This is a genomic window from Pimelobacter simplex, from assembly GCF_900114845.1.
Classification (GTDB): Bacteria; Actinomycetota; Actinomycetes; order Propionibacteriales; family Nocardioidaceae; genus Nocardioides; species Nocardioides simplex.
In genome coordinates, this window is sequence record NZ_FOUK01000004.1 from 564,453 (window position 1) to 588,789 (window position 24,337).

Below are 24,337 nucleotides of genomic sequence, written 5' to 3' on the forward strand. Positions count from 1 at the left end.
GAGGGGTCAGAGGTAGCGCTGGGCGACCTGGGCGGCGCGGGCGCCGTACTGGCCCCCGAACAGGCAGGCGTGCACGAGGAGGGGGAAGAGCTGGTGGAAGCCGAGCCGGTCCTCCCAGCCGTCGGCGAGTGGGGCCGCCTCGTCGTACGCCGCCATCACCTGGGGGAGCTGGGGGAGACCGAAGAGGGCGAGCATGGCGAGGTCGACCTCGCGGTGGCCGCCGTACGCCGCCGGGTCGACGACGACGGCGCGGTCGTCGTTGGTCCAGATGACGTTGCCGTTCCAGAGGTCGCCGTGCAGGCGGGCCGGCGCCTCGTCCGGGACGACGGACGCACCGCGCGCGACCGCCGCCTCGATGGTCCCGGCGTGGTCGGCCGACACGATCCCCTTGTCGCGCAGCACCTTGAGGTAGGGCGCGATCCGGCGCTCGGCGTAGAACTCGGCCCAGGTGGGCAGCGCGCGGTTGGGGAGGGGGAGCCGGCCGATGTAGCCGTCGTCGGGGGCGCCGAAGCCGTCGGCACCGCGGGCGTGGGTGGCGGCGAGGGCGCGGCCGAAGCGGCTCGCGGACTCGGTGTGGGGGCGGCCGGCCTCGACCCACTCGAGGATCAGGCAGTCGTCGTCGACGGCGAGGACCTCGGGCGTGGCGACGCCGCCGTCAGCGGCGCCGTCGGCGAGCCAGCGCAGGCCGGCGGCCTCGGCCGCGAAGAAGCGCGGCGGGGCGTGGGTCAGCGTCTTGAGGAAGGCGGTCCGGCCGTTGGAGAGCCGGAGCTTGACGGCGGTCGAGATGTCGCCGCCGGCCACGGGCGCCGTCGCCACCACGGCCGAGCCGAGCAGCTGTTCGGCTCTGCCGGCGACGACCGGCTGCCGTGCCATCGGCCCTCCTCACACTCCTCGCGTCAGGCCTGGCCCTTGAGGGCGCGCGGGATCTCGCGGCCCTGCTCGATGGCGCGCTCGGGTGCCTTGACCTTCTTGAAGCTGCGCACCGCGAGGAACACCAGCAGCGCCGCGAGCAGCACGTAGAAGCCGAAGACGATGAGGAAGGCCCAGTGCAGGCTCAGCCCGTGGCCGTTCCAGTGGATGAAGTAGGCGATCGCCACCGAGAGCATGATCACCGCGAGCACCAGCAGGAAGCCCGCGGCCGCGACCAGGCCCAGGCCGACGCCGCCGGCCGTCACGCTGACCTTCAGCTCCGCCTTGGCGAGCTGGATCTCCTTGCGCATGATCGTGGAGAAGTCGGTCTGCGCGTCCTTGATGAGGCGCCCGATGGTCGGCTCTTCGCGGAGCGGTTCGATGGCCATGCGGCCGACCTTACCGATAGCGGTAGGGTCGAGCACAGGTGAGCCGGGAAGTCTGGTCGGCATGTGTACGCCCCTACCCACCTGACGCCAGGAGCCACTCGTGCCCGCATCTCCGCCCCCCTCCGACGACCTCTGGCGCCAAGGGCCGGTCTGGACGGCGAGCGACAAGCCGCTGGCCAAGTACGTCGGCCGCCCCGTGCGCGAGTTCCTGCGCATCGAGTCCGCGGGCTCGGTGCTGCTGCTCCTGGCCACCATCGCCGCGCTGCTGTGGGTGAACCTGCCGTTCCACGGCTGGGCCGAGGGCTACGACCACTTCTGGCACACCCCCATCGCGCTCGAGATCGGCAGCTGGCGGATCGAGGAGTCGCTCCAGCACTGGGTCAACGACGGCCTGATGACCATCTTCTTCTTCGTCGTCGGCCTCGAGATCAAGCACGAGATGGTCCACGGCGACCTCCGCGACCCGCGCACGGCCGCGCTGCCGATCGTCGCGGCCGTGGGGGGCATGGCCGTGCCCGCGCTGATCTACGTCGCGATCGCCGGCGGTCCCGAGACGGGCGCCGGGTGGGGCATCCCGATGGCCACCGACATCGCCTTCGCGGTCGGCGTCCTGGGCCTGCTCGGACGCCGCATCCCGTCGGCCGCGCGCCTGTTCCTGCTCACCCTCGCGATCGTCGACGACATCGGCGCCATCGTGGTGATCGCCGTGTTCTACACGGCCGACCTCTCCTTCACCTGGCTCGCCGTCGCCGTCGCCCTGATCGCGCTGATGGCGGTGCTGCGCGCGCTGCGCGTGTGGGCCGTCCCCGTGTACGTCGTGATCGGCATCGCCGCGTGGTTCGCGCTGCTCGAGTCCGGCGTCCACGCGACGTTGGCCGGCGTCGCCATCGGCCTGCTCACCCCCGCCGGCGCCCTGCTGCGACCCGAGGTCGCGACCGACTACGCCGTCGAGGGCCTGCGCGACAACGAGCTGGACGCCGACGAGCTGCGCCGGCTGCGCTTCCTCATCGGTGAGTCCGTGCCGATGGTCGAGCGCCTCCAGACGCGCCTGCACCCGCTCTCGTCGTACGTCGTCCTGCCGGTGTTCGCGCTCGCCAACGCCGGCGTCGCGCTCGGCGGCGGCGTCCTGGGTGACGCCCTCACCTCGACCGTCGGCCTCGGCATCGGTGCCGGCCTGGTCCTCGGCAAGCCCATCGGCATCGCGCTCGCCTGCTTCGTCGCCGTCAAGGTCGGCATCGCCCGGATGCCCGAGGGCACCAGCTGGGCGCAGGTCGTCGGCGTCGGCGCGGTCGCCGGCATCGGCTTCACCGTGTCGCTCTTCATCGCCGGTCTGTCGTTCCCCGACTCGCCGGTGCTGACCGACGACGCCAAGGTCGGCATCCTGGTCGCGTCGGTGGTCGCGGCCGCCGTCGGTGTCGGGTTGCTGCTGCTCGCCTCGCGTCAGAAGGGCACCGCGGTCGCGAGCAGCCCCGCACCGGAGCCCCGGCCCGAGAGCACCCGGCAGAACTGAACGGCGTCGAGCTCGACCTCGGGTCCGTCGGTGCCGGCGTGCCAGGTGCCGCCGGCCGGCCCGGTCAGCGTCAGCCGGTACGGCGTCCGGTGCCGCCCGGCCCACTCGGCGACGACGTCGGCGACGATCCGGCCGTCGTGGCCGGCGGTCGGATCGAGCGGCGTACCGGTCGCGGTGGCGATGTCGACCCGGTGCATCCACGTGTCCCGGGTCAGGATCACGTCGACCAGGTAGCCGAGCGTCCAGACCTCGGCGACCCCGCCGACCACCTGGGGCACGGGCATCCGCATCCTGCGGACGACGAAGGGGGTCAGCCGCCGCCCGCGCGCGGCCCGCGGGGCGAGGGCGCGCGCCTCGGCGGCCAGCCGGGCCGGGTCGTGGCCGGCGCGCTCGCGGACCTGGAGGTCGGTGAGCGCGTCGATGAAGGCGACGCCGCTCGCCGCGGCGTCCGCGGTGGCGACCCGCCGCTGGCGGGCCCCCTCGCGGATCCCGGCGGCCATCGCCTCCATGCCGACGACATGGGCGGCGACCTGGCGCACGTCCCAGGCCGGGCAGTCGGTGGGCCGCTCCCAGTCGGCCGCGTCGAGCCGCTCGAGCGCGGCCGCGAAGCGGCGGTACTCCTCCGCGGCGAGGGTCATCGCGGTGCGCCGGTCCAGCGCGGACCGGCGCACCGCGCCGGTGGTGGTCGAGGTGGTCATGGTGGTGCTCGTTCCGGACAGGTGCTGCCTCAGGCCGGTACGCCGACGGCGTCCGCCCACATGTCGATGGCCCGTTCGAGCAGCCGCGCGTAGCGGTCACCACCCGGGTCGTTGGCGTGCTGCTGGTCGACGAGCCCGCCGACGAGCGCCAGCCAGATGTCGATGTCGGCCCGCTCGGTGACGCCGAGCGTGGCCAGCACCTCGATCGCCCGGTCGAGCACCCGGACCGCGATCGCGTAGGTCTCCGGCGAGGGCTCGAACCCGGGGATCGTGCGCTGGTTCATCAGCTGGTGGCGGGCCAGGTCGGCCGCCGCGAAGTCGAAGAACACCCGGCCGATCCGCTGCACCGCCGCGCGCGGACGGTCCGGCAGGGGCGCCAGCGCGGTGGCGGCGTGGGCCTCGTAGCCGGCCCACGCCTCGCCGTACATGGCGTCGTAGACGGCGTTCTTGGAGTCGAAGTGCGAGTAGAGCGAGGGTGGCTGCATGCCCACGCTGCGGGCGATGTCGCGCAGCGTGATGCTGGCGATGCCGACCTCGCGCGCCTGTGCCCACGCCGCGTCGAGGATCTCCCGGCGGGTCGCCGCACGTCGTTCGACAATCCTATTGCGCGTCGGATTGCCTACCATGGTTAGGAGAATGCGCCCGCCGAGGCGCTCCTGTCAACGGCTCACTCCGAGGCCAGCACCTGGGCCGAGCCGCGGATCCGGGCCACCGCGACCCGGACGGCGACCCGCTCCGGGTTGGGCGTCGGCGGGCGGTACCGGGCGGCGTACATCGCGCAGGCCCGGGCGACCGACTCGTCGTCCTCGAGCACCTCGCCGGTGCCGACGATCGAGGCCCACCGGCCGCGGTCGACCTGGGTGATGCTCAGCCGGGGGTCGCGCAGGAGGTTGCGCACCTTCTGCGAGCCGCGCCGGGTGATCACCCAGGCGCACTGCTGCTCGACGTCGAGCGTGGCCCCGACCGGGACGGCGTGCGGGGCGCCGTCCCGGTCGAGGGTGCTCAGCGTGCAGAGGTGGTACTCGGTCCAGAAGTCGGCCAGCGGTGCGGGGACCGCCGACCAATCGGGCTGCCAGCTCGGCATGGGGTGGGTCAGTCCTCCGTCGACGTGGCCTGACCGGCCGAGATGAGGTCCATGATCGAGGCGTCCGCAAGCGTCTGCGTGTCCCCGACGGCGCGGCCCTCGGCGACGTCGCGCAGCAGCCGGCGCATGATCTTGCCCGAGCGGGTCTTGGGCAGCTCGGGGACGATCATGATCTGGCGCGGCTTGGCGATCGGCCCGATCTGGCTGCGGACGTGGTCGGAGAGCTCCTTGATGATGTCGGGGCCGCCGTCGCCGGCCTCGTCGCGCAGGATGACGTAGGCGACCACGGCCTGCCCGGTGTCGGGGTCGGAGGCGCCGACCACGGCGGACTCGGCGACCTTGGGGTGCGAGACCAGGGCGGACTCGATCTCGGTGGTCGAGAGGCGGTGGCCCGAGACGTTCATGACGTCGTCGACGCGGCCCAGGACCCAGATGTCGCCGTCCTCGTCCTTCTTGGCGCCGTCGCCGGCGAAGTAGTAGCCCTGCTGCTTGAACCGCGACCAGTAGGTGTCGACGTAGCGGTCGTCGTCGCCCCACAGGGTGCGCAGCATCGAGGGCCACGGCGAGGTGACGACGAGGTAGCCGCCCGAGCCGTTGGGCACCGGGTTGCCGTCGTCGTCGACGACGTCGGCCCCGATGCCGGGGATGGGGGTCATCGCGGAGCCGGGCTTGCCGGAGGTGACGCCGGGCAGGGGGGAGATCATCACCGCGCCGGTCTCGGTCTGCCACCAGGTGTCGACGACCGGCGTGCGGTCGCCGCCGATGACGTGGCGGTACCAGACGTAGGCCTCGGGGTTGATCGGCTCACCGACGGAGCCGAGGATCCGCAGCGAGGACATGTCGTGGCGGTCGGGGACCTCGCGGCCCTGCTTCATGAAGGAGCGGATCGCCGTGGGGGCGGTGTAGAACAGCGAGACCTTGTAGTCGGCGATGATCTTCCACCAGCGGCCGGGCTCGGGGGAGTCGGGCGTGCCCTCGTAGAGCACCTGCGTGACGCCGTTGGCGAGCGGCCCGTAGACGATGTAGGAGTGCCCGGTGACCCAGCCGATGTCGGCGGTGCACCAGTAGACGTCGGTCTCGGGCTTGAGGTCGAAGACGGCGTGGTGGGTGTAGGACGCGCCGGTCAGGTAGCCGCCGGTGGTGTGCAGGATGCCCTTGGGCTTGCCCGTCGTCCCCGAGGTGTACATGACGTAGAGCGGGTGCTCGGAGTCGAACGCCTCGGGGGTGTGCTCGGTCGACGCGCCACCGACGGCGTCGTGCCACCAGACGTCGACGTCGTCGTCCCAGCCGTTCTCGCCGAGGTCCTGACCGGTGCGGCGGACGACGAGGACCTTCTCGATCTTGTCGGTCTTGGTGCGGGCCTCGTCGACGGCGGGCTTGAGGGCCGAGGGGGCGCCGCGCCGGTAGCCGCCGTCGGAGGTGATGACGACCTTGGCCTGGCAGTCGTCGATCCTGCTCGCGAGGGCATCGGCGGAGAACCCGCCGAACACGACCGTGTGGGGCGCGCCGATCCGGGCGCAGGCGAGCATCGCGACGATCGCCTCGGGGATCATCGGCATGTAGATCGCGACCCGGTCACCGGTGCCGACGCCGAGGGCGGTCAGCGCGTTGGCGGCCTGGGAGACCTCGTCCTTGAGCTGGGCGTAGGTGATGTCCCGCGTGTCACCCTCGGGCTCGCCCACCCAGTGGATCGCGACCTTGTCGCCGCGACCGGCCTCGACGTGGCGGTCGACGCAGTTGTAGGAGGCGTTGAGGGTGCCGCCGACGAACCACTTCGCGAACGGTGCGTTCGACCAGTCGAGGACCTGGTCCCACTTGGTGGCCCAGGTCAGCCGCTCGGCCTGCTCGGCCCAGAAGGCGTCGCGGTCGGTGCGCGCGGCGTCGTACGCGTCGGCCTTGACGTTGGCGGCGGCGGCGAGGTCGGCCGGCGGCTCGAACCGACGGTCCTCCCGCAGCAGGTTCGCCAGGGTCTCCTCGGTGTCACTCACGGTCGTGCCTTTCGACGTTCGGGAAGCGGGGTGGCTCTGATCACATTAGGGGTCGGCGTCAGTGTGCCGACAAGGGGTTGCATGTGGGTTGCTCGTGCGGGCTTGTAACTCAGTGTTCAGAGCACTACCCGGGTGCTGTGACCAGCCACAGCACCCGGGTAGATGACTGAACACTGAGTTACAAGCGCTCAGTGCGTCACGGCCCGCTCCGCGCCCGCACCGGTGAGCGCGCGGACCTCGAGCTCGGTGAAGCGCTCCTCGGCGGCGGGCTCCTTGGACGTCACGGTCCCGAGCCAGCCGAAGAAGAAGCCGAGCGGGATCGAGACCAGGCCGGGGTTCTCGAGCGGGAACCAGTGGAAGTCCACGCCGGCCGGGAAGAGCGCGGCGTTGGAGCCGTCGGCGTTCAGCTTGCCGGAGACGACGGGCGAGAAGAACACCAGCGTCACGCAGGAGATGAGGCCGCCGTAGATGCTCCAGGTGGCGCCGCGGGTGTTGAAGCGCCGCCAGAACATGTTGTAGACGATCGCCGGCAGGTTCGCCGACGCCGCGACCGCGAAGGCCAGGGCCACCAGGAACGCGATGTTGAGGTTGCGCGCCGGGATGGCGAGGAGGATCGAGACGATGCCGAGGCCGGCCGCGGCGTACCGCGTCACCCGGATCTCCTCCTTCTCGGTGGCCTTCCCCTTGCGGATCACCGAGTTGTAGATGTCGTGCGCGACCGAGGTGGACGACGTCAGGGTGAGCCCGGCGACGACCGCGAGGATCGTCGCGAAGGCGACCGCCGAGATCACCGCGAGCAGGATCGCGCCTCCGGTCGAGCCCGCGCCACCGCCGACCGCCTCGGCGAGCAGGGGTGAGGCCAGGTTGCCGCTGCTGGTCGCGACCGCGCTCTCCTTGCCGGTGTCGAGCAGCGCCGCGGCACCGAAGCCGAGGACCAGCGTGAACAGGTAGAAGACCCCGATCAGGCCGATCGCCCAGAGCACCGACTTCCGGGCGTCGCGCGAGGTCGGCACCGTGTAGAAGCGGACCAGGATGTGCGGCAGGCCGGCGGTACCGAGCACGAGCGCGATGCCGAGGCTGAGGAAGTCGAGCTTGTGGGTGGCGTCGATGCCGTACTTCAGGCCGGGCTCGAGGAAGCCCTCCTTGCCCGAGTTGGACGCCGCGGCGCCGAGCAGCTCGGAGAGGTTGAAGTCGAACTTCGCGAGCACCAGGACGACGATCACGGCCGAGCCGACCATCAGCAGGACGGCCTTGACGATCTGCACCCAGGTGGTGCCCTTCATGCCGCCGACCGTGACGTAGACGATCATCAGCGCGCCGACGCCGGCGATGACCGCGCTGACGGCGAGGGTGTTCTCCTTGTCGATGCCGAGCAGCAGGACGACGAGGCTGCCCGCACCGACCATCTGGGCCAGCAGGTAGAAGATCGACACGGTGACCGTGGACGCCGCGGCCGCCGTCCGGACGGGGCGCTGGCGCATCCGGTAGGCCAGCTGGTCGGCCATCGTGAACTTGCCGGAGTTGCGCAGCATCTCGGCCACGAGCAGCAGCGCGACGAGCCAGGCGACGAGGAAGCCGATCGAGTAGAGGAAGCCGTCGTACCCGGAGAGCGCGATGGCGCCCGAGATGCCGAGGAAGGAGGCGGCCGACATGTAGTCGCCGCCGATCGCGAGGCCGTTCTGGAAGCCCGAGAACGAGCGTCCGCCGGCGTAGAAGTCCGCGGTGCCGCTGGTCTGCCGGCTCGCCCGGATCGTGATGAAGAGGGTGAGCGCGACGACCGAGAGGAAGAGGATCGCGGTGAGTGCCTGGTGGTCCATCAGTGGTCACTCCGCCCGTCGGAGGCCTTGCCGGCGAGCTCGACGAACCGCTCGTCGAGGGTGCGGGCCAGCGGGTCGAGCCGGCTGGTGGAGTAGCGGCTGTAGAGCCACGCGATGGCGAACGTCGTCACGAACTGCAGCAGCCCGAAGACGAGCGCCACGTTGATGTTGCCGACGACCTGCTTGCTCATGAAGTCGCCGCCCCAGTTGGAGAGAGCGACGTAGAGCAGGTACCAGGCCAGGAAGGCGATCGTGGCCGGGAAGACGAAGCTGCGGTAGCGCCGCTTGAGCTCGGCGAACTCCGGTGCGGCGTGGAGCTCGTCGTACACGGGATCGTGGCGTGCGGCCACGTCGTGCGGCGAGATGTCGGACGTCACGGCGTACCTCCTCGGGTGGGTGCATGTGACCGCGGTCACGGACGTCTCCGACGCTAGGAGTGACCCCGGTCACCCCGGCAGGGGTCCGGTCCGGCTGCGCGCCGAGCGGGGTCGAGCAGTCGGCGAGCGGTCGGTCCGGCGCGACGAACGGTCGGCCGTCGTTCACCTGGACGACGACGGGCGCTCGCGGTGCCGCCACCGCGGGCGGCTTGCCTGTTCGCCATGTCTGCAACCCGTCGCACGATGATCGCCGGCGGTGCCGCTGCCGGAGTCGGCCTGGCCGTCACCGGCGCCGTGCCGTCCCTCGCCTCCGCCACGCCCGGCCACCGCGGCCCCGGCAACGGGCACGGCCACGGCCACGGCCGTCCCGACCGTGCCGTCACGCCCTTCCCGCCGCTCGTCGACGACCCCGCGGGCCTGCTCGCGCTGCCCGCCGGCTTCACCTACACCGTCGTCACCCGGGCCGGCGTGACCCGCCTCGAGGACGGCGGCCTCACCCCCAACGCCCACGACGGCACCGCCGCGTTCACCGTCGGCCGGGGCCGCTACCGCCTCATCCAGAACCACGAGCTCAAGGCCGGCTCGTCGCTCGGCGTGCCCCACCTGCGCGGCACCGTGTACGACGAGGGCGCGGTCGACGCGGGCGGCTGCACCGTCATCGAGACCGACAGCCGCGGCCGCAACCTCGGCGAGCACGTCGCCATCTCCGGCACCTCGACCAACTGCGCCGGTGGCCCGACCCCGTGGGGCACCTGGCTGACCTGCGAGGAGACCGAGGACCGTGCCGGCAAGGCCTGGAGCGGCAACGGCAAGAGCGGCACCTACGCCAAGGACCACGGCTACGTCTTCGAGGTCTTCCACGACGGCCGGGTCCTCCCGAAGCCGATCAAGGCGCTCGGCCGCTACGCCCACGAGGCGCTCGCCGTCGACCAGGAGAACAAGCACATCTTCCTGTCCGAGGACGCCTCCGGCCCCAACGGCCTCTTCTACCGTTGGACCGCCCCGCGCGGCACCAAGCTCGGCCCCGGTCTCGCCGACCGCCTCGCCGACGACGCCGGTGTCCTCGAGGCCATGCAGATCCTCATGCCCGACGGCTCCGTCCTCCCCGATGTCGCCCACCTGACCTCCGCCCAGCTCGGCCTCCCCTTCCCGGTCCGCTGGAAGGCCGTCCCCGACCGCGACGCGCGGACCACCTCCTGCCGCAAGCAGTTCGCGGCCACGGGCGAGGTGACCCGCGGCAAGAAGTTCGAGGGCGTGTGGGGCAACGAGCGCGGCTGCTACGTCGTGAACTCCTACGCCTTCTCCGACGGCGACCTGCCCGCGGACGCCGTCCCGCACGACGGCATGGTCTGGTTCTACGACTACGAGGCCGAGACCATCCAGCTCGTCGCCTACTTCCCCCACCAGAAGACGGCCTCCTCCGGCGCCGCCGCCCGCTACGACGACCTCACGTTCGACGGCCCCGACAACGTCACGCTCACCCCCTGGGGCACGCTCGTCCTCGCCGAGGACGGCAACGGCGCCTCGCACGTGCTGTCCTCGTCGCCGTACGGGCCGACGCAGGCGATCGCGCGCAACGCGCTCAACGACTCGGAGTTCACCGGGCCCACGTTCTCGGACGACGGCAAGGTGCTGTTCGTGAACATGCAGACGCCGGGGCTGACGTTCGCGATCACGGGGCCGTGGGAGAAGTACCTGGGCTGAGCCGTCCGGCCGGGCCGTAGGCTCGGGCGATGGACCCGGAACAGGTGGCCGCTCGCTGGTTCGTGCTCCGGTTCGACCAGGTGCCCCTCACCAGGTGGCAGCTGACCCGGATCGGCTTCGTGGACTTCGTGACGGGCCTCGTGCCGTTCGGCTTCTCCTTCTACGAGGCCAACCCGCGCGCGCTCATCGAGGTCGTCCGCCGGGACGACGACACGGTCCTCGCGAGCTTCACCGAGGCCGGCGAGCGCCGGACCTCCGAGCGGATGCTCGAGCTGCGCACCGCCCTTCTCGGCCTGGACCCTGCGGCGTTCTGCGACCGCTACGACATCCCGCGGGACGCCGTGACCGGCCCCGGTGAGGACGTCGTCGAGGACGAGCTCGTCCGCTAGGCGGGCCGCGCCGCCCGCAGGTGCACGACGACCCCGCGCCCGGGCACGACATACCGGCTGTGCTCGGTGAGGCCGACGCGTCCCCAGGCCTGCCCGAGCCGGTCGGCCTGCTCGTTCGTGCCGAGCTGGAGGAGCACGGAGCCGCCGGGGGCGAGGTGGGCGGCGGCGAGGTCGACGCACTGACGGGCGACGTCGAGGCCGTCGGGGCCGCCGTCGATGGCGGTGACCGGGTCGTCGGGGTGGCGGCCGATGTCGTCGTGGGGGACCCAGGGCGGGTCGGCGATGACGAGGGGGAAGCTCTCGTCGGGCTGGAGGGCGTCGCTCAGGGACGTCTCGCGCACGTCGGCCCGCAGGCCGTTGCTGGCGGCGTTGTGGCGGGCCCAGGCGCAGGCGGTGGGGCTGGCGTCGACGGCGACGAGGGTGCGGCGGGTGCCGTGGACGGCGAGGAGGCCGATCTGGCCGGCGCCGGCGCAGAGCTCGAGGACGGGTCCTGGGGGGAGGGCGGGCAGGAGGGTGGCGGCCCAACGGCCCTGGGCGACGGTCCAGCGGCGCGGGCGCAGCACGGTCTCGTCGTACTCGATGGCAAGAGGGCCGAACGCCATGATCCGCGACATGGGGTGGTGCTACCCGTTGTGACGCTCCGCACCCGCCCTGGGGATGACAGCCGAGGGTCAAGCCTGCTTAGGTAAGGCTTACCTGATCTCGGACTAGGAGAGCCTGTCGTGCCTCAGCTCCCGCTGCACCACGTCTTCCACCCCGGCCACGCCGACCACTATGCCGCCACCCTCGGCGAGGGCCTCGACCACCTGCTGCGCCACCTCAAGGGGGTGGCCGGGCCGGCGACCGGGGCGAGCCCCGACCAGGCCGCCGCGCGGGTGGCGGAGGTCGACCTCGACCGGCCGCTCGCCGACACCGGAGCGGTCCTCGACGAGATGTCGCGGCTCTGGCTGGACGACGCGGTGTGGTTCCACGAGCCGTCGTACGCCGCGCACCTCAATTGCCCGGTCGTCGTGCCGGCGCTGCTGGCCGAGCTGTTCGTGGCCTCGGTCAACAGCTCGATGGACACGTTCGACCAGAGCGTCGGCGGCACCTTCATCGAGCGCCGGCTGATCGAGTGGACCGCCGAGCGCATCGGGTACGGCGAGGGCGCCGACCCCGACGGCGTGTTCACCAGCGGCGGCAGCCAGTCGAACCTCCAGGGCCTGCTGCTCGCCCGTGGCCGCCTCGAGCGGGTGCCGGCCGAGCGGCTGCGGATCCTGGCGTCCGCCGAGAGCCACTTCTCGGTGCAGAAGTCCGCGCGGCTGCTGGGCCTCGGAGACGAGTCGGTGGTGAGCGTCCCGACCGACGAGCGGCACCGGCTCGACCCGGTCGCGCTGGAGCGCTCGCTCGCGGCGTGCACCGCGCTGGGCCTGCGACCGATGGCGATCGTCGCCACCGCCGGGACGACGGACTTCGGCGCGATCGACCCGCTCGAGGCCGTCGCCGACCTGGCCCTCGCGTACGACGCGTGGTTCCACGTCGACGCCGCGTACGGCGGTGGCCTGCTCGTCTCGCCGACCCGGCGCGGGCGGCTGCAGGGGATCGAGCGGGCCGACTCGGTGACCGTCGACTTCCACAAGACCTTCTTCCAGCCGGTGTCCTCGAGCGCGATCATCGTGCGCGACCGGGCGACGCTGCGCCCGGCGACCTGGCACGCCGACTACCTCAACCCGCGGGAGGCGACCAACCCCAACCAGGTCGACAAGAGCCTGCAGACCACCCGCCGCTTCGACGCGCTCAAGCTCTGGGTGACGCTGCGGACGATGGGTCCACGGCTCATCGGCGAGTACGTCGACGCGGTGGTCGACCTGGCGACCGCCGTCCACGAGGCGCACCGCGACGCCGCGGACCTGGAGTTCGCCGCCGCGCCCGAGCTGAGCACGCTCGTGTTCCGCTACGTCCCGCCCGGTCCCGCGCTCGACGAGCAGCGGAGCGCCGCGCTCAACAACGCGATCCGCGAGTCGCTCTACGCCTCGGGCCGGGCGATGGTGGCCGCGACGAAGGTCGACGGCGTGCAGCACCTCAAGCTGACGCTGCTCAACCCGATGGCGACGCTCGCCGACATCACCGCGGTCCTCGACCTGGTCCGCGCCACCGGCGCCCGCCTCGCACCGGAGGCCCGGCTCGCGCCCGAGGCCCGCCCGGCGCTGGAGGTGGCGCGATGATCACCCACGACTTCGTCGGCATCGGCCTGGGCCCCTTCAACCTCGGCCTGGCCTGCCTCGCCGACCCGCTGCGCGGCAGCGACGACCTCGACGGCGTCTTCCTCGAGGCCCGCGACCGCTTCGACTGGCACCCCGGCATGCTCCTCGACGACGCGACCCTGCAGGTCCCGTTCCTCGCGGACCTCGTCACCATGGCCGATCCCACCTCGCGCTGGTCGTTCCTCAGCTTCCTCAAGGAGACCGGCAACCTCTACCCGTTCTACATCCGCGAGAGCTTCTACCCCCTCCGCCGCGAGTACGACGACTACTGCCGCTGGGCCGCCGACCGCCTCGACGGCGTCCGGTACGGCGAGCAGGTGACCGGCGTCGAGCACGACGGCGCGGCGTACGTCGTGAGCACCGGCACGGGGGCCGCGTTCCGCACCCGCCGGCTCGTGCTCGGCATCGGCACGGCGCCGCGGGTGCCCGAGCCGCTGCGCCCGCTGCTGCACCACGGCGGCGGCACGGTCACCCACTCGGCCGACTACCTCGCGCACAAGGCGGCGCTGCAGCAGCAGGACACGATCACGATCGTCGGCAGCGGACAGAGCGCGGCCGAGATCTACCAGGACCTGCTGGCCGAGGCGCCCGACCACGGCTACGAGCTGGTCTGGCTGACGCGCAGCCCGCGGTTCTTCCCGATGGAGTACACCAAGCTCACCCTCGAGATGACCTCGCCCGAGTACGGCGAGTACCACCGCGCGCTGCCGCTCGACACCCGCGACCGGCTGGCCCGCGAGCAGCGCCACCTGTTCAAGGGGATCAGCGGTGACCTGGTCGACGCGATCTTCGACCTGCACTACCAGCAGCGGGTCACCGGGGCCGGCCCGCGCACGACCCTGCTCACCAACACCGAGGTGCGCGGCGCGCGCCCGCTCGGGGGTGGCGCGAGCGAGCTCGACCTGCTCCACGTCGAGACCGGCGAGGCCTTCGGCCTGCGCACCGGCGGGCTGGTGCTGGCGACCGGCTACGCGCCCTCCCAGCCGGCCTTCCTCGACGGCGTCCGCGACCGGATCAGGTACGACGAGCGCGGCCGCTACGACGTCGCCGGCGACTACTCGGTCGACGTCCACGGGGGCGAGATCTTCGTCCAGAACGCCGAGGAGCACACGCACTCGCTGCTCGCGCCCGACCTCGGCATGGGGGCCTACCGCAACTCGGTGATCCTCGCCGCGATGCTCGGCCGCGAGGTCTACCCGGTCGAGAAGCGGATCGCCGTCCAGACGTTCGGCGTCCCCGACCACCTGAGGAGCGTGTCGTGATCACGATCGAGCCGCTCGACGTCGAGCGCGACCTCGACGTGCTGCACGCCTGGGTCACCCACCCGCGCTCGGTCTACTGGATGATGCAGGGCGCGAGCCGTGCCGACGTCCGCGACGAGTACGACGGCATCGTGGCGAACCCCCATCACCACGCCTGGCTGGGCCGGGTCGACGGACGTCCCACGTTCCTCGCCGAGACCTACGACCCGGCCCACTCGCCCCTGGCCGGGCTGCCCGAGATCGCCGACGGGGACCTGGGCATGCACGTCCTCGTCGCACCCCCCGTCGGGCAGCCCGAGCCAGGCCTCACCACGCGCGTCTTCACCGCAGTGATGGCGCACTGCTTCGCCGACCCGTCGGTGCGCCGGGTCGTCGTCGAGCCCGACGTCCGCAACGCGGCGATCCGCGCCAAGAACGCCGCCGCCGGCTTCGTCGAGCTGCGCGAGGTCCCGCTGGAGGCCAAGACCGCGATGCTCTCGGCCTGCACCCGGGCGGCGTTCGCTGCCGCGACCGGCGCCGACCACCTCACCCCGGACCTGATGGACCGGGCCCAGCGGCACCTCGTCGCCAAGGCCCTGGGCGAGCTCACCCACGAGCGTCTCGTCGCGCCCTCGCCGGTGCCGGGCGAGGAGCGCTGGCGGGTGGTGGCCGGCCCGTCGTCGTACGCGTTCACGGCACGGCGGCACCTGCTCGACCACTGGGTCGTCGACCCAGGGTCGATCGAGCGCGTCCGCGACGGCGTCCCGGCGGCGCCCGACGCGCAGGAGCTGATCGCCGAGCTGGCGCCCACGCTGGGGATCCCCGACCAGCTGCTGCCGACCTACCTCGAGGAGATCGCGGCGACGCTGGCCGCGGGCGCCTGGAAGCTGCGCCACCGGCGGGTGCCGGTCGCCCGGCTGGTCGACGCGGGCTACCAGGAGATCGAGTCGGCGATGACCGAGGGACACCCCGCGTTCGTCGCCAACAACGGGCGGATCGGGTTCGGTCTCGACGACTACCGCGCGTACGCGCCCGAGACCGGCGCCCCGGTCCGGCTGCACTGGGTCGCCGCTCGCCGCGACCTCAGCCGGCTCTCCCTCGCCGCCGACGGCACCGAGCAGGCGCTCTACGACGGAGAGCTGGCGCCCGAGGTCCGCGGCCGCTTCGCGCGGCGGCTGCAGGTGCTCGGGCTCGACCCGTCCGACTACCTCTACCTGCCGGTGCACCCGTGGCAGTGGCAGCACAAGCTGGCGATCACCTTCGCGCCCGACGTCGCCCGGCGCGACCTCGTCCACCTCGGCGAGGGGGACGACGACCACCACCCGCAGCAGTCGATCCGGACGTTCTTCAACGGCAGCCGGCCCGAGCGGCACTACGTGAAGACCGCGCTCGCGATCCAGAACATGGGCTTCGTGCGCGGGCTCTCCCCGGCCTACATGGCGGCGACGCCGGCGATCAACGACTGGGTCGCCTCCGTCGTGCACGCCGACGACGAGCTGCGCGGCTGCGGGTTCGAGGTGCTGCGCGAGGTCGCGGCCGTCGGCTACACCGGCGACGCCTTCCACCGCACGGCCGAGCCGTCGCCGTACCGGAAGATGATCGCCGCGCTGTGGCGCGAGAGCCCGGTGCCGCGCACGCCTCCGGGCGAGCAGCTCACGACGATGGCCGCGCTGCTGCACCGCGATGCCGACGGCGACGCGCTCGTCACCGCGTGGATCAAGGCGTCCCCGGTGGATGCGGCGACGTGGGTGCGGGCCTACCTCCGCGCCTACCTGCGCCCGCTCGTGCACTGCCTGCACGCCTACGACCTGGCGTTCATGCCGCACGGCGAGAACCTGCTGCTGCGGCTGCGCGACCACGTCCCGGTCGGCGCGTTCATGAAGGACATCGGCGAGGAGGTCGCCGTGATGGGCGACCTGCCGCTACCGGCCGAGGTCGAGCGGATCCGCGGCACCTTCCCCGACGACGTCAAGGCGCTCGCCGTCCACACCGACGTGCTCGACGGCGTGCTGCGCTTCGTCGCCGCCATCCTGGACGACGACGGGGTGCTCCCCGAGGCCGAGTTCTGGGCGATCGCGCGCGCGACGATCGAGGAGCACGCCGCCGACCACCCCGAGCTGGCCGAGGCGGCGGCGCGCTACGACCTGCTCCGGCCGGAGTTCCGGCACAGCTGCCTCAACCGGCTCCAGCTGCGCAACACTCTTCAGATGGTCGACCTCACGGATCAGGCGGAGTCGCTGATCTTCGCCGGCACCCTGGCCAACCCGGTCGCGGTGACGCCATGACGATCACCCGCGACGAGCACGGAATCCCCCACGTGGTGGGCGACTCCGTGCTCGCCGTCGCGCGTGCGCAGGGCCGGGCGACCGCTCAGGACCGGGCCTGGCAGCTCGACGTCGAGCGCCGCCGCGGCGAGGGGACCTGCGCCGAGGTCTTCGGCGCCGCCGCGCTCGAGTGGGACGTCCTGGCCCGCCGGGCGCTGCTCCCCGACATCGCCCGGCGTGCGTACGCCGCGCTGTCGGCCGAGAGCCGGGCGTTCGTCGACGCCTACGTCGAGGGAGTCAACGAGGTCGTCGAGCGCCGGTGGCAGCCGTGGACGCCGCTCGTCGTGTTCGCCGCCCAGCACCTGCTGTTCTCGGGCTTCCCGAGCAAGCTCTGGCGTCGTCACCTCGCCTCGACTGCCGGTCCCGAGTGGGTCGAGCTGTTCCGCGTCGAGGGTCTCCCCGGCGGCAGCAACGCCTTCGTCGTCGACGGCGCGCTCACCGCGAGCGGGCTGCCGATCGTGGCCGGCGACCCGCACCGGGTGATCGAGGCGCCGGGCTGCTACGCCCAGGTGCGCCTCGTCTGCACCGACCCCGACGACTCCTTCGACGTCAGCGGGCTCACCTTCGTCGGCGTCCCCGGTGTGCAGCACTTCGCCCACGCGGGCGACGTCGCCTGGGGCATCACCAACGCCGTCGCCGACGACGAGGACATCGCTGCCGAGGAGCTCGAGCGCCGCCATGGCGGGGTGATCGCGCGCGGACCGTCCGGCTGGGAGCCGGTCGGCCGGCGCGTCGAGCAGGTCCGGGTCCGCACCGACGCCGACCGGTACGACGTGCACGAGGTCGAGGTCCTCGTCACCGAGCGCGGACCGGTCGTGATCGGCGGGCCCGACGAGCGGGAGGCGTTCAGCCTGCGCACGCCGCCGTACGTGCTCGGCGACCTCGGCTTCGACACGATCCTGCCGCTGGTGCGGGCGCGGACCACGGACGACGTCACGGCCGCCTTCGCCGGCCACTGGGTGGGTCCGGTCGACAACCTGGTCGTCGCCGACGTGCACGGCGCCGTCGAGCACCGCGTCGTCGGGCGGATCCCCGAGCGCGACGCCGGCGGCCGCTGGACCGGCTGGGTCGGCGACCTGCCGCGCCGCGTCGGCCCGCTGCTCGTCACCGCCAACGACCGCGCCACCCCCGAGTTCGCGCGGGTGGGTGCCGACTTCGCCCCGCCGCACCGGGCGACCCGGATCCGGGCGCTGCTCCAGGAGCGGGTCGCCACCGGGCCGCTGAGCGTCGAGGACGCCGGGGCCGTCCTGGCCGACGTCCGGCAGAACGCCGGCGCGGCGCTCCTCGACACGATCGCCACGCTCGGCGACCTGACCTGGCCCGCGGCCGCGCTGCGCGAGCGACTGCTCGCCTGGGACCGCACGATGGCGACCGACAGCGTCGAGGCCGCGCTCTTCGCCGCGGTGCGGGCTGCGGTCGTCGAGGGCCTGCACGCCGCCCCGGCGCTGCGCGGCGCCGACGGCTCCCCCTATGGCGAGCTGTTCGCGCCGTGGTTCGACCTGCGCGGACGCCTCCGCCTGTGCCTGCCGGCGATCCTGGCCACCGACAAGCCGTTCGGCGTCGATGCCCTCCAGGTCGTCGCGGCCGCGCTCCACGACGTCGCCACCCGCGCGGAAGCGCCCGTGCCATGGGGGAGCGGGCACGTCGTCGTCCCGCTGACCCCGCACCAGCAGTTCGGCCTCGCCGCGCCCGACCCGGTCCCGTCGGTCGCCGTACCGGGGGACGGCGACTGCGTCTTCGCGGCCCGCGCGCTCGGCGGCACCGGCGCCTGCGTGCACGGACCGGTCGCCCGCTACGTCTGGGACCTCGCCGGTGCGAGCCGCTGGGTGGTGCCGCTCGGCGCGTCGGGCGACGCCGCGTCACCCCACCACCACGACCAGCAGGGGGTCTGGGCCGCCGGCGGCACCGTCCCCGTCAAGGAGCCCCGATGAGCGTCACGATCCGACCCGTCGTCCCGGCCGAGGACGCCGCGCTGCTGCACGCCTGGGTGAGCGCCCCACGGGCGGCGTTCTGGGGCATGGCCGACCACTCGGTCGAGGACGTCGCGCACGTCTACACCTACATCGCGGAGCAGGAGCACCTCGCGGCCTACCTGTTCGAGCTCGACGGCCACCCCGTGGGACTGCTCCAGACCTACGACCCGGCGGTCGACGAGATCGGTGAGTGGTACGAGCGCCGGACCGGCGACGTCGGCGTCCACCTCCTGCTCGCCGACGACCACCGCCGGGCCGGCCGCACCCCCGAGGTCATCGCCGCGGGCATGGACTTCGTCGCGCACCTGCCGGGCTGCCTCCGGATCGTGTTCGAGCCCGACGCCCGCAACGCCGCCTCCGTCGGCCTGATGGAGCGGCTCGGCGCCGCGCGCGGCCCGCTCGTCGACCTGCGCACGAGCATCGCCGAGAAGCCCGCGCAGTTCTTCTTCCTCGACCGGGAGCGGGCGCTGGAGGTGGCACGCGGGCTGCGGCCGGTGAGCCCGTGAGCCCCGTGAGCCCGTGAGCAGGAGTTGACCTGACGACATCCGCGCACGCCGCGCGCCGAAACGGCGCCGCCCCAGGCTGAGGGACGACCACCCGACCCGAGCCCGGAGGAATCCCGATGACGCTCACCAGCCCGCAACCCGATCAGCTGGTCGCGCCCGCCCGGCGCCGCCGGGGCCGCTGGATCGAGGACTGGCGCCCCGAGGACCCTGCCTTCTGGGAGTCCACCGGTGCGCCGATCGCCCGCCGCAACCTGATCTGGTCCATCTTCGCCGAGCACCTCGGCTTCTCGGTGTGGCTGATCTGGAGCGTCAGCTCGGCGTTCCTGCTCGCCCAGGGCTTCACGTTCTCGCCGCAGCAGCTCTTCTTCCTGGTCGCGATCCCCAACCTGGTGGGCGCGCTGATCCGGGTCCCCTACACGTTGGCGGTCGGCCGCTTCGGCGGCCGGAGCTGGACGATGGCCAGCGCCGCGCTGCTGCTCGTCCCCACGCTGACCTTCGCGTACTTCGTGACCCAGCCGGGCACGCCGTACTGGGTGTTCTGCGTGATCGCGGCGACCGCGGGCTTCGGCGGCGGCAACTTCGCGAGCTCGATGGCGAACATCAACTTCTTCTACCCGGCCCACCTCAAGGGGGCGGCGCTCGGCCTCAACGCGGCCGGCGGCAACCTCGGCGTGGCGATCATCCAGCTGTTCCTGCCCGTCCTCGTCGGCGGCGCCGGCCTCTTCGGCCTCGTCACGGCGAGCGCCGGCGGCGTCCATCTCGAGCGTGCCGCCTGGGTGTATGCCGGGCTGGCCGTCGTCGCCGTGCTCGCGGCGTGCTTCCGGATGGACAACCTGGCCACCGCCCGCACCGACGTCCGCCAGCAGCTCGGCGTCGTCCGGCACCGCCACACCTGGGTGCTGGCCCTGCTCTACATCGGCACGTTCGGCTCGTTCATCGGCTACTCCGCGGCGATGCCGCTGCTGATCAAGCTGAACTTCTGGCACCAGGCCGGCCCGGGCGCCCCCGGCACCGGCATCAACTTCGCCTACTACGCCTTCCTCGGCGCCCTCGTCGGCTCGGTCACCCGGCCGCTCGGCGGCCACCTCGCCGACCGCTTCGGCGGCGCCCGGGTCACGCTCGTCGCCTTCGCCGGACTGGTGCTCGGCACCCTCGGGATCCTCGGCACCCTCAGCCTGCTCACGCCCATCCCGGCCGCGGCCGGCCCGGCGCAGGCCGCGGCGGTCGACGCCAACGCCGACGTCTTCCCGCTGTTCCTCGGGGTCTTCCTCGTCGTCTTCGCGTGCACCGGGATCGGCAACGGCTCGACGTACAAGATGATCCCGGCGATCCACCGCTCCGACGCGGTGCGCGCCACCGCCGCGGGCAGCCCCGAGCGCGAGCTCGCCCTGCTCGACGGCACCCGGACGTCGTCCGCCGCGGTCGGGATCATCGGCGCCGTCGGCGCGATCGGCGGCTTCCTCATCCCGATCACGTTCAACAGCCCGTGGGTGAGCGAGCCGCTCGCGGCGACGAAGAGCGCCTTCGCGGTGTTCACGGCGTTCTACGCGCTGTGCGGGGTGGTCACCTGGGCGGTGTACGTGCGCCGGGGGCGCAGGTACACCGGGGTGTGAGCCTCAGATGACCCCGAGCGCCAGCATCGCGTCGGCGACCTGGATGAACCCCGCGATGTTGGCCCCGGCGACGTAGTTGCCGGGGACGCCGTAGGCGTCGGCCGTCTCGAGGCAGCGGGCGTGGATGCCGACCATGATCTGCTCGAGCCGCTCCTCGGTGTGGGCGAAGCTCCACGAGTCGCGCGAGGCGTTCTGCTGCATCTCCAGGGCGCTGGTCGCGACGCCGCCGGCGTTCGCGGCCTTGCCGGGGGCGAAGGCGACGCCGGCCTCGGTGAGCACCTTCACGGCGTCCGGGGTGCAGGGCATGTTGGCGCCCTCGGCGACGACGGTGCAGCCGTTGCGGACGAGGGCGAGGGCGTGGTCGCCGTCGAGCTCGTTCTGGGTGGCGCAGGGGAGGGCGATGTCGCAGGGAACGTCCCAGACCGAGGTGGTGGGGCTGCCGGCGACGAAGCGGGCGGACTCGCGCTCGTCGGCGTACGCCGAGAGGCGCTCGCGGCGGACCTCCTTGACGTCCTTGAGGAGCGCCAGGTCGAGGCCCTTCTCGTCGACGACGTAGCCGCTCGAGTCGGAGCAGGCGACGACGGTGGCGCCGAGCTCGATCGCCTTCTCGGCGGCGTAGATGGCGACATTGCCGGAGCCCGAGATCACGACCGTCTTGCCCTCGAACGAGCTCTTGCGGGCCTTGAGGATCTCGTTGGCGAAGTAGACCGTGCCGTAACCGGTCGCCTCGGTGCGGACGAGCGAGCCGCCCCAGCCGATGCCCTTGCCGGTGAGGACGCCGGACTCGTAGCGGTTGGTGATCCGCTTGTACTGGCCGAACAGGTAGCCGATCTCGCGGCCGCCGACGCCGATGTCGCCGGCGGGGACGTCGGTGTACTCGCCGATGTGGCGGTAGAGCTCGGTCATGAACGACTGGCAGAAGCGCATGACCTCGGCGTCGCTGCGACCCTTGGGGTCGAAGTCCGAGCCGCCCTTGCCGCCGCCGATGGGCATGCCGGTGAGCGCGTTCTTGAAGATCTGCTCGAAGCCGAGGAACTTCACGATGCCGAGGTAGACCGACGGGTGGAAGCGCAGGCCGCCCTTGTAGGGGCCGAGCGCCGAGTTGAACTCCACGCGGAAGCCGCGGTTGAGCTGGACCTGGCCGGCGTCGTCGACCCACGGGACCCGGAAGATGATCTGCCGCTCCGGCTCGCAGATGCGGCGGATGATCGCGGCGTCGGTGTACTCCGGGTGCCGGCGGACGACGGGACCCATGCTGTCGAGCAGCTCCCGGGTGGCCTGGTGGAACTCGGTCTCGCCGGGGTTGCGGGCCAGGATCTCGTCGAAGATCGGCTGCAGGGTGGGGTTCAGATCGGTCACGGGGGGCTCCTTCTTCCTCGGCCCCACACTGCCGAGGGGTCTCAACAAGAAGGGGACACGGTCTCATCCCGGCGCGAGGCCGCCGGACACGGGGGTCGTCCGTGAGACCGTGAGCAGACGTTGACCCGGGGGTGTGCCCACGCGCGCCGCAGTGAAATGGGCGCACCGTGGAATGGCGCCATGAGCGTCACCGAGACCCACTGCCCCTACTGCAGCCTCCAGTGCGGGATGCGGGTCGCGCGCTCGGGCCGGGTGGGCATCGAGATCCGCCCCTGGGAGGAGTTCCCGGTCAACCAGGGCGCGCTCTGCCGCAAGGGCTGGACGGCGGGCGAGCTGCGCGGCAGTCGCGAGCGGCTCACCTCACCCCTCGTCCGCGACCGGACGACGGGTGAGCTGCGGCGGGCCGAGTGGGACGAGGCACTCGACCTGGTCGCCACGCGGCTGCGCGCCGTCCAGGACGCGCACGGCGCCGACGCGGTCGCCGTCTTCGGCGGGGGCGGGCTGACCAACGAGAAGGCCTACCAGCTCGGCAAGCTCGCCCGGGTCGCGCTCGGCACCAGCCAGATCGACTACAACGGCCGCTGGTGCATGAGCTCGGCAGCCAGCGCCGCCAACCAGGCGTTCGGGATCGACCGCGGGCTGCCGTTCCCCCTCGCCGACGTCGAGCAGGCGGACGTCGTCGTGCTCGTCGGCTCCAACCTCGCCGAGACCATGCCGCCGGCCGCGCGCCACCTCGACCGGCTCCGCGAGCGCGGCGGCCGGGTGGTCGTCGTCGACCCCCGGCTCACGCCGACAGCCGAGCGGGCCGACCTCTTCGTGCAGCCGGTCCCCGGGACCGACCTGGCGCTGGCGCTCGGGCTGCTCCACCTGCTCGACGCGGCGGGCGCGGTCGACGAGGAGTACGTCGCGACGCGCACCACCGGCTTCGACGCCGTACGGCGTGCGGTGGCGGCGTGGTGGCCCGAGCGGGTCGAGCGGGTCACCGGCGTCGCGAGCGACGAGCTGCGCGCCCTGGCCGACCTGCTCGCGGGTGCGGAGAGGGTGGTGGTGCTGACCGCGCGTGGCGCCGAGCAGCACGCCCAGGGGACCGCGACGGTGCTGGCCTGGATCAACGTGGCGCTCGCACTCGGGATGCCCGGCCGCCCCTCCGCCGGCTACGGCTGCCTCACCGGCCAGGGCAACGGCCAGGGTGGGCGCGAGCACGGCCAGAAGGCCGACCAGCTGCCGGGCTACCGGATGATCGACGACCCGGCCGCCCGCGAGCACGTGGCGCGGGTGTGGGGGGTCGACCCGGCGTCGCTGCCGGGCAAGGGACGCTCGGCGTACGAGCTGCTCGATGCCCTCGGCACGCCCGGCGGTCCGCGCGCCCTGCTCGTGCACGGCTCCAACATCGTGGTGTCCGCGCCCAACGCCACCCACGTCACCCGGCGGCTGGAGGCGCTCGACCTGCTCGTCGTCTGCGACCTCGTGATGTCGGAGACGGCCGCGCTCGCTGACGTCGTCCTGCCGGTGACCCAGTGGGCGGAGGAGACCGGCACGATGACCAACCTGGAGGGCCGTGTGGTCCTGCGGCAGCGGGCGGTCACCCCGCCCGAGGGGGTGCGCAGCGACCTCGACGTGATCGCCGGGCTCGCCGAGCGGCTCGGTGCCCCGGTGCCGTTCGCGACCGATCCGGAGGAGGTCTTCGCCGAGCTCGGCCGCGCGTCGGCGGGTGGGCGCGCCGACTACTCGGGCATCACCTACGACCGGATCCGCGCCGAGGGCGGCGTCTTCTGGGGCACGCCGCGGATGTTCGCCGACGGCTTCGCGACGCCCGACGGCCGCGCCCGGTTCGTCGTGACGGAGCTCGTGGGCGCCGCGGAGCAGCCCGACGCGGCCTACCCGGTGCACCTGACGACGGGCCGGGTGCTCGCGCAGTACCAGTCCGGCGCGCAGACCCGGCGCATCCGCTCGCTCCCCGACGACGGCCCCTACGTCGAGATGCACCCGCTCCTCGCCGAGCGCGTGGGCGCCCACGACGGCCAGCCGGTGGTGGTCCGCACCCGGCGGGGCGAGCTCAGCGCGCCGGCACGCGTGGTCTCCACGATCCGCCCGGACACCGTGTTCGTGCCCTTCCACTGGGTCGGCGCCAACCGGCTCACCAACGACGCGCTCGACCCGTCGAGCCGGATGCCGGAGTTCAAGGTGTGCGCGGCGGAGGTGTGCGGCTGAGG

General features: G+C 72.7%; 20 protein-coding genes. 10 read left to right on the forward strand and 10 right to left on the reverse strand.

Features of this window, described 5'->3' with window-relative positions; all coding sequences use genetic code 11:
* Positions 1 to 6: 6 nt before the first annotated feature.
* Together BM223_RS19520 and BM223_RS19525 are read right to left on the reverse strand one after the other, a co-directional pair.
* Positions 7 to 873, reverse strand: coding sequence for a fructosamine kinase family protein (locus BM223_RS19520; protein WP_038676097.1), 867 nt, complete (start codon positions 871 to 873; stop codon positions 7 to 9).
* A gap of 23 nt (positions 874 to 896) precedes the next feature.
* Positions 897 to 1,298: a phage holin family protein gene (locus BM223_RS19525; protein ID WP_038676098.1), complete on the reverse strand. Its 402-nt coding sequence runs from the start codon at positions 1,296 to 1,298 to the stop codon at positions 897 to 899.
* 100 nt (positions 1,299 to 1,398) lie between these two features.
* Here BM223_RS19525 and nhaA point away from each other — a divergent pair, with 100 nt between their 5' ends.
* Positions 1,399 to 2,808, forward strand: coding sequence for a Na+/H+ antiporter NhaA (gene nhaA / locus BM223_RS19530; protein WP_052138113.1), 1,410 nt, complete (start codon positions 1,399 to 1,401; stop codon positions 2,806 to 2,808).
* Here nhaA and BM223_RS19535 read toward each other — a convergent pair.
* From BM223_RS19535 to BM223_RS19560, 6 genes are all read right to left on the reverse strand, one after another.
* The gene (locus tag BM223_RS19535) at positions 2,739 to 3,506 is read right to left on the reverse strand and encodes a maleylpyruvate isomerase family mycothiol-dependent enzyme (RefSeq protein ID WP_038676100.1); all 768 of its coding nucleotides are present in this window, start codon (positions 3,504 to 3,506) and stop codon (positions 2,739 to 2,741) included. The genes nhaA and BM223_RS19535 overlap by 70 nt on opposite strands.
* A gap of 29 nt (positions 3,507 to 3,535) precedes the next feature.
* On the reverse strand, positions 3,536 to 4,132 hold the full coding sequence (locus BM223_RS19540; protein WP_052138114.1) for a TetR/AcrR family transcriptional regulator: 597 nt from the start codon (positions 4,130 to 4,132) through the stop codon (positions 3,536 to 3,538).
* A 41-nt stretch (positions 4,133 to 4,173) separates the two neighbouring features.
* Positions 4,174 to 4,590, reverse strand: a complete 417-nt coding sequence (locus BM223_RS19545) for a pyridoxamine 5'-phosphate oxidase family protein (RefSeq protein ID WP_038676103.1) — start codon at positions 4,588 to 4,590, stop codon at positions 4,174 to 4,176.
* Positions 4,591 to 4,598: 8 nt separating this feature from the next.
* Positions 4,599 to 6,578, reverse strand: coding sequence for an acetate--CoA ligase (gene acs / locus BM223_RS19550; RefSeq protein ID WP_038676104.1), 1,980 nt, complete (start codon positions 6,576 to 6,578; stop codon positions 4,599 to 4,601).
* A gap of 188 nt (positions 6,579 to 6,766) precedes the next feature.
* Positions 6,767 to 8,395, reverse strand: coding sequence for a solute symporter family protein (locus BM223_RS19555; protein ID WP_038676106.1), 1,629 nt, complete (start codon positions 8,393 to 8,395; stop codon positions 6,767 to 6,769).
* Positions 8,395 to 8,772: a DUF485 domain-containing protein gene (locus BM223_RS19560; protein WP_082003499.1), complete on the reverse strand. Its 378-nt coding sequence runs from the start codon at positions 8,770 to 8,772 to the stop codon at positions 8,395 to 8,397. Before BM223_RS19560 ends, BM223_RS19555 begins: the two co-directional genes overlap by 1 nt.
* A gap of 222 nt (positions 8,773 to 8,994) precedes the next feature.
* On the opposite strand from BM223_RS19560, the gene BM223_RS19565 reads away from it, so the two are divergent.
* The gene (locus tag BM223_RS19565; protein WP_038676108.1) at positions 8,995 to 10,476 is read left to right on the forward strand and encodes an alkaline phosphatase PhoX; all 1,482 of its coding nucleotides are present in this window, start codon (positions 8,995 to 8,997) and stop codon (positions 10,474 to 10,476) included.
* 29 nt (positions 10,477 to 10,505) lie between these two features.
* Positions 10,506 to 10,865 (forward strand): hypothetical protein, encoded by a 360-nt coding sequence (locus BM223_RS19570; protein WP_141267652.1) that lies wholly within the window; start codon positions 10,506 to 10,508, stop codon positions 10,863 to 10,865.
* Here BM223_RS19570 and BM223_RS19575 read toward each other — a convergent pair.
* A complete protein-coding gene (locus tag BM223_RS19575) occupies positions 10,862 to 11,479 on the reverse strand; it encodes a methyltransferase (protein ID WP_052138115.1) in 618 nt (205 codons plus the stop codon). The two genes, BM223_RS19570 and BM223_RS19575, sit on opposite strands and share 4 nt — an antisense overlap.
* Before the next feature lie 108 nt (positions 11,480 to 11,587).
* Here BM223_RS19575 and BM223_RS19580 point away from each other — a divergent pair, with 108 nt between their 5' ends.
* From BM223_RS19580 to BM223_RS19605, 6 genes are all read left to right on the forward strand, one after another.
* Positions 11,588 to 13,069 carry a pyridoxal phosphate-dependent decarboxylase family protein gene (locus BM223_RS19580; protein ID WP_269465046.1) on the forward strand — a complete coding sequence of 494 codons (1,482 nt, stop codon included), beginning with the start codon at positions 11,588 to 11,590 and terminating at the stop codon, positions 13,067 to 13,069.
* The gene (locus BM223_RS19585) at positions 13,066 to 14,370 is read left to right on the forward strand and encodes a lysine N(6)-hydroxylase/L-ornithine N(5)-oxygenase family protein (protein ID WP_038676112.1); all 1,305 of its coding nucleotides are present in this window, start codon (positions 13,066 to 13,068) and stop codon (positions 14,368 to 14,370) included. The genes BM223_RS19580 and BM223_RS19585 overlap by 4 nt, the downstream gene beginning before the upstream one ends.
* Positions 14,367 to 16,634 (forward strand): GNAT family N-acetyltransferase, encoded by a 2,268-nt coding sequence (locus tag BM223_RS19590; protein ID WP_038676114.1) that lies wholly within the window; start codon positions 14,367 to 14,369, stop codon positions 16,632 to 16,634. The genes BM223_RS19585 and BM223_RS19590 overlap by 4 nt, the downstream gene beginning before the upstream one ends.
* A complete protein-coding gene (locus BM223_RS19595; protein WP_038676116.1) occupies positions 16,631 to 18,604 on the forward strand; it encodes a penicillin acylase family protein in 1,974 nt (657 codons plus the stop codon). Before BM223_RS19590 ends, BM223_RS19595 begins: the two co-directional genes overlap by 4 nt.
* Positions 18,601 to 19,152, forward strand: coding sequence for a GNAT family N-acetyltransferase (locus BM223_RS19600; protein ID WP_038676118.1), 552 nt, complete (start codon positions 18,601 to 18,603; stop codon positions 19,150 to 19,152). Before BM223_RS19595 ends, BM223_RS19600 begins: the two co-directional genes overlap by 4 nt.
* A 116-nt stretch (positions 19,153 to 19,268) precedes the next feature.
* A complete protein-coding gene (locus BM223_RS19605; RefSeq protein WP_082003500.1) occupies positions 19,269 to 20,765 on the forward strand; it encodes an MFS transporter in 1,497 nt (498 codons plus the stop codon).
* A 3-nt stretch (positions 20,766 to 20,768) separates the two neighbouring features.
* Here BM223_RS19605 and gdhA read toward each other — a convergent pair whose 3' ends face one another.
* On the reverse strand, positions 20,769 to 22,115 hold the full coding sequence (gene gdhA, locus BM223_RS19610) for an NADP-specific glutamate dehydrogenase (RefSeq protein ID WP_200887125.1): 1,347 nt from the start codon (positions 22,113 to 22,115) through the stop codon (positions 20,769 to 20,771).
* Between the two features lie 189 nt (positions 22,116 to 22,304).
* Between gdhA and BM223_RS19615 the strand changes: the two genes are divergently transcribed.
* A complete protein-coding gene (locus BM223_RS19615) occupies positions 22,305 to 24,335 on the forward strand; it encodes a molybdopterin oxidoreductase family protein (protein ID WP_038676122.1) in 2,031 nt (676 codons plus the stop codon).
* Positions 24,336 to 24,337: the final 2 nt, after the last annotated feature.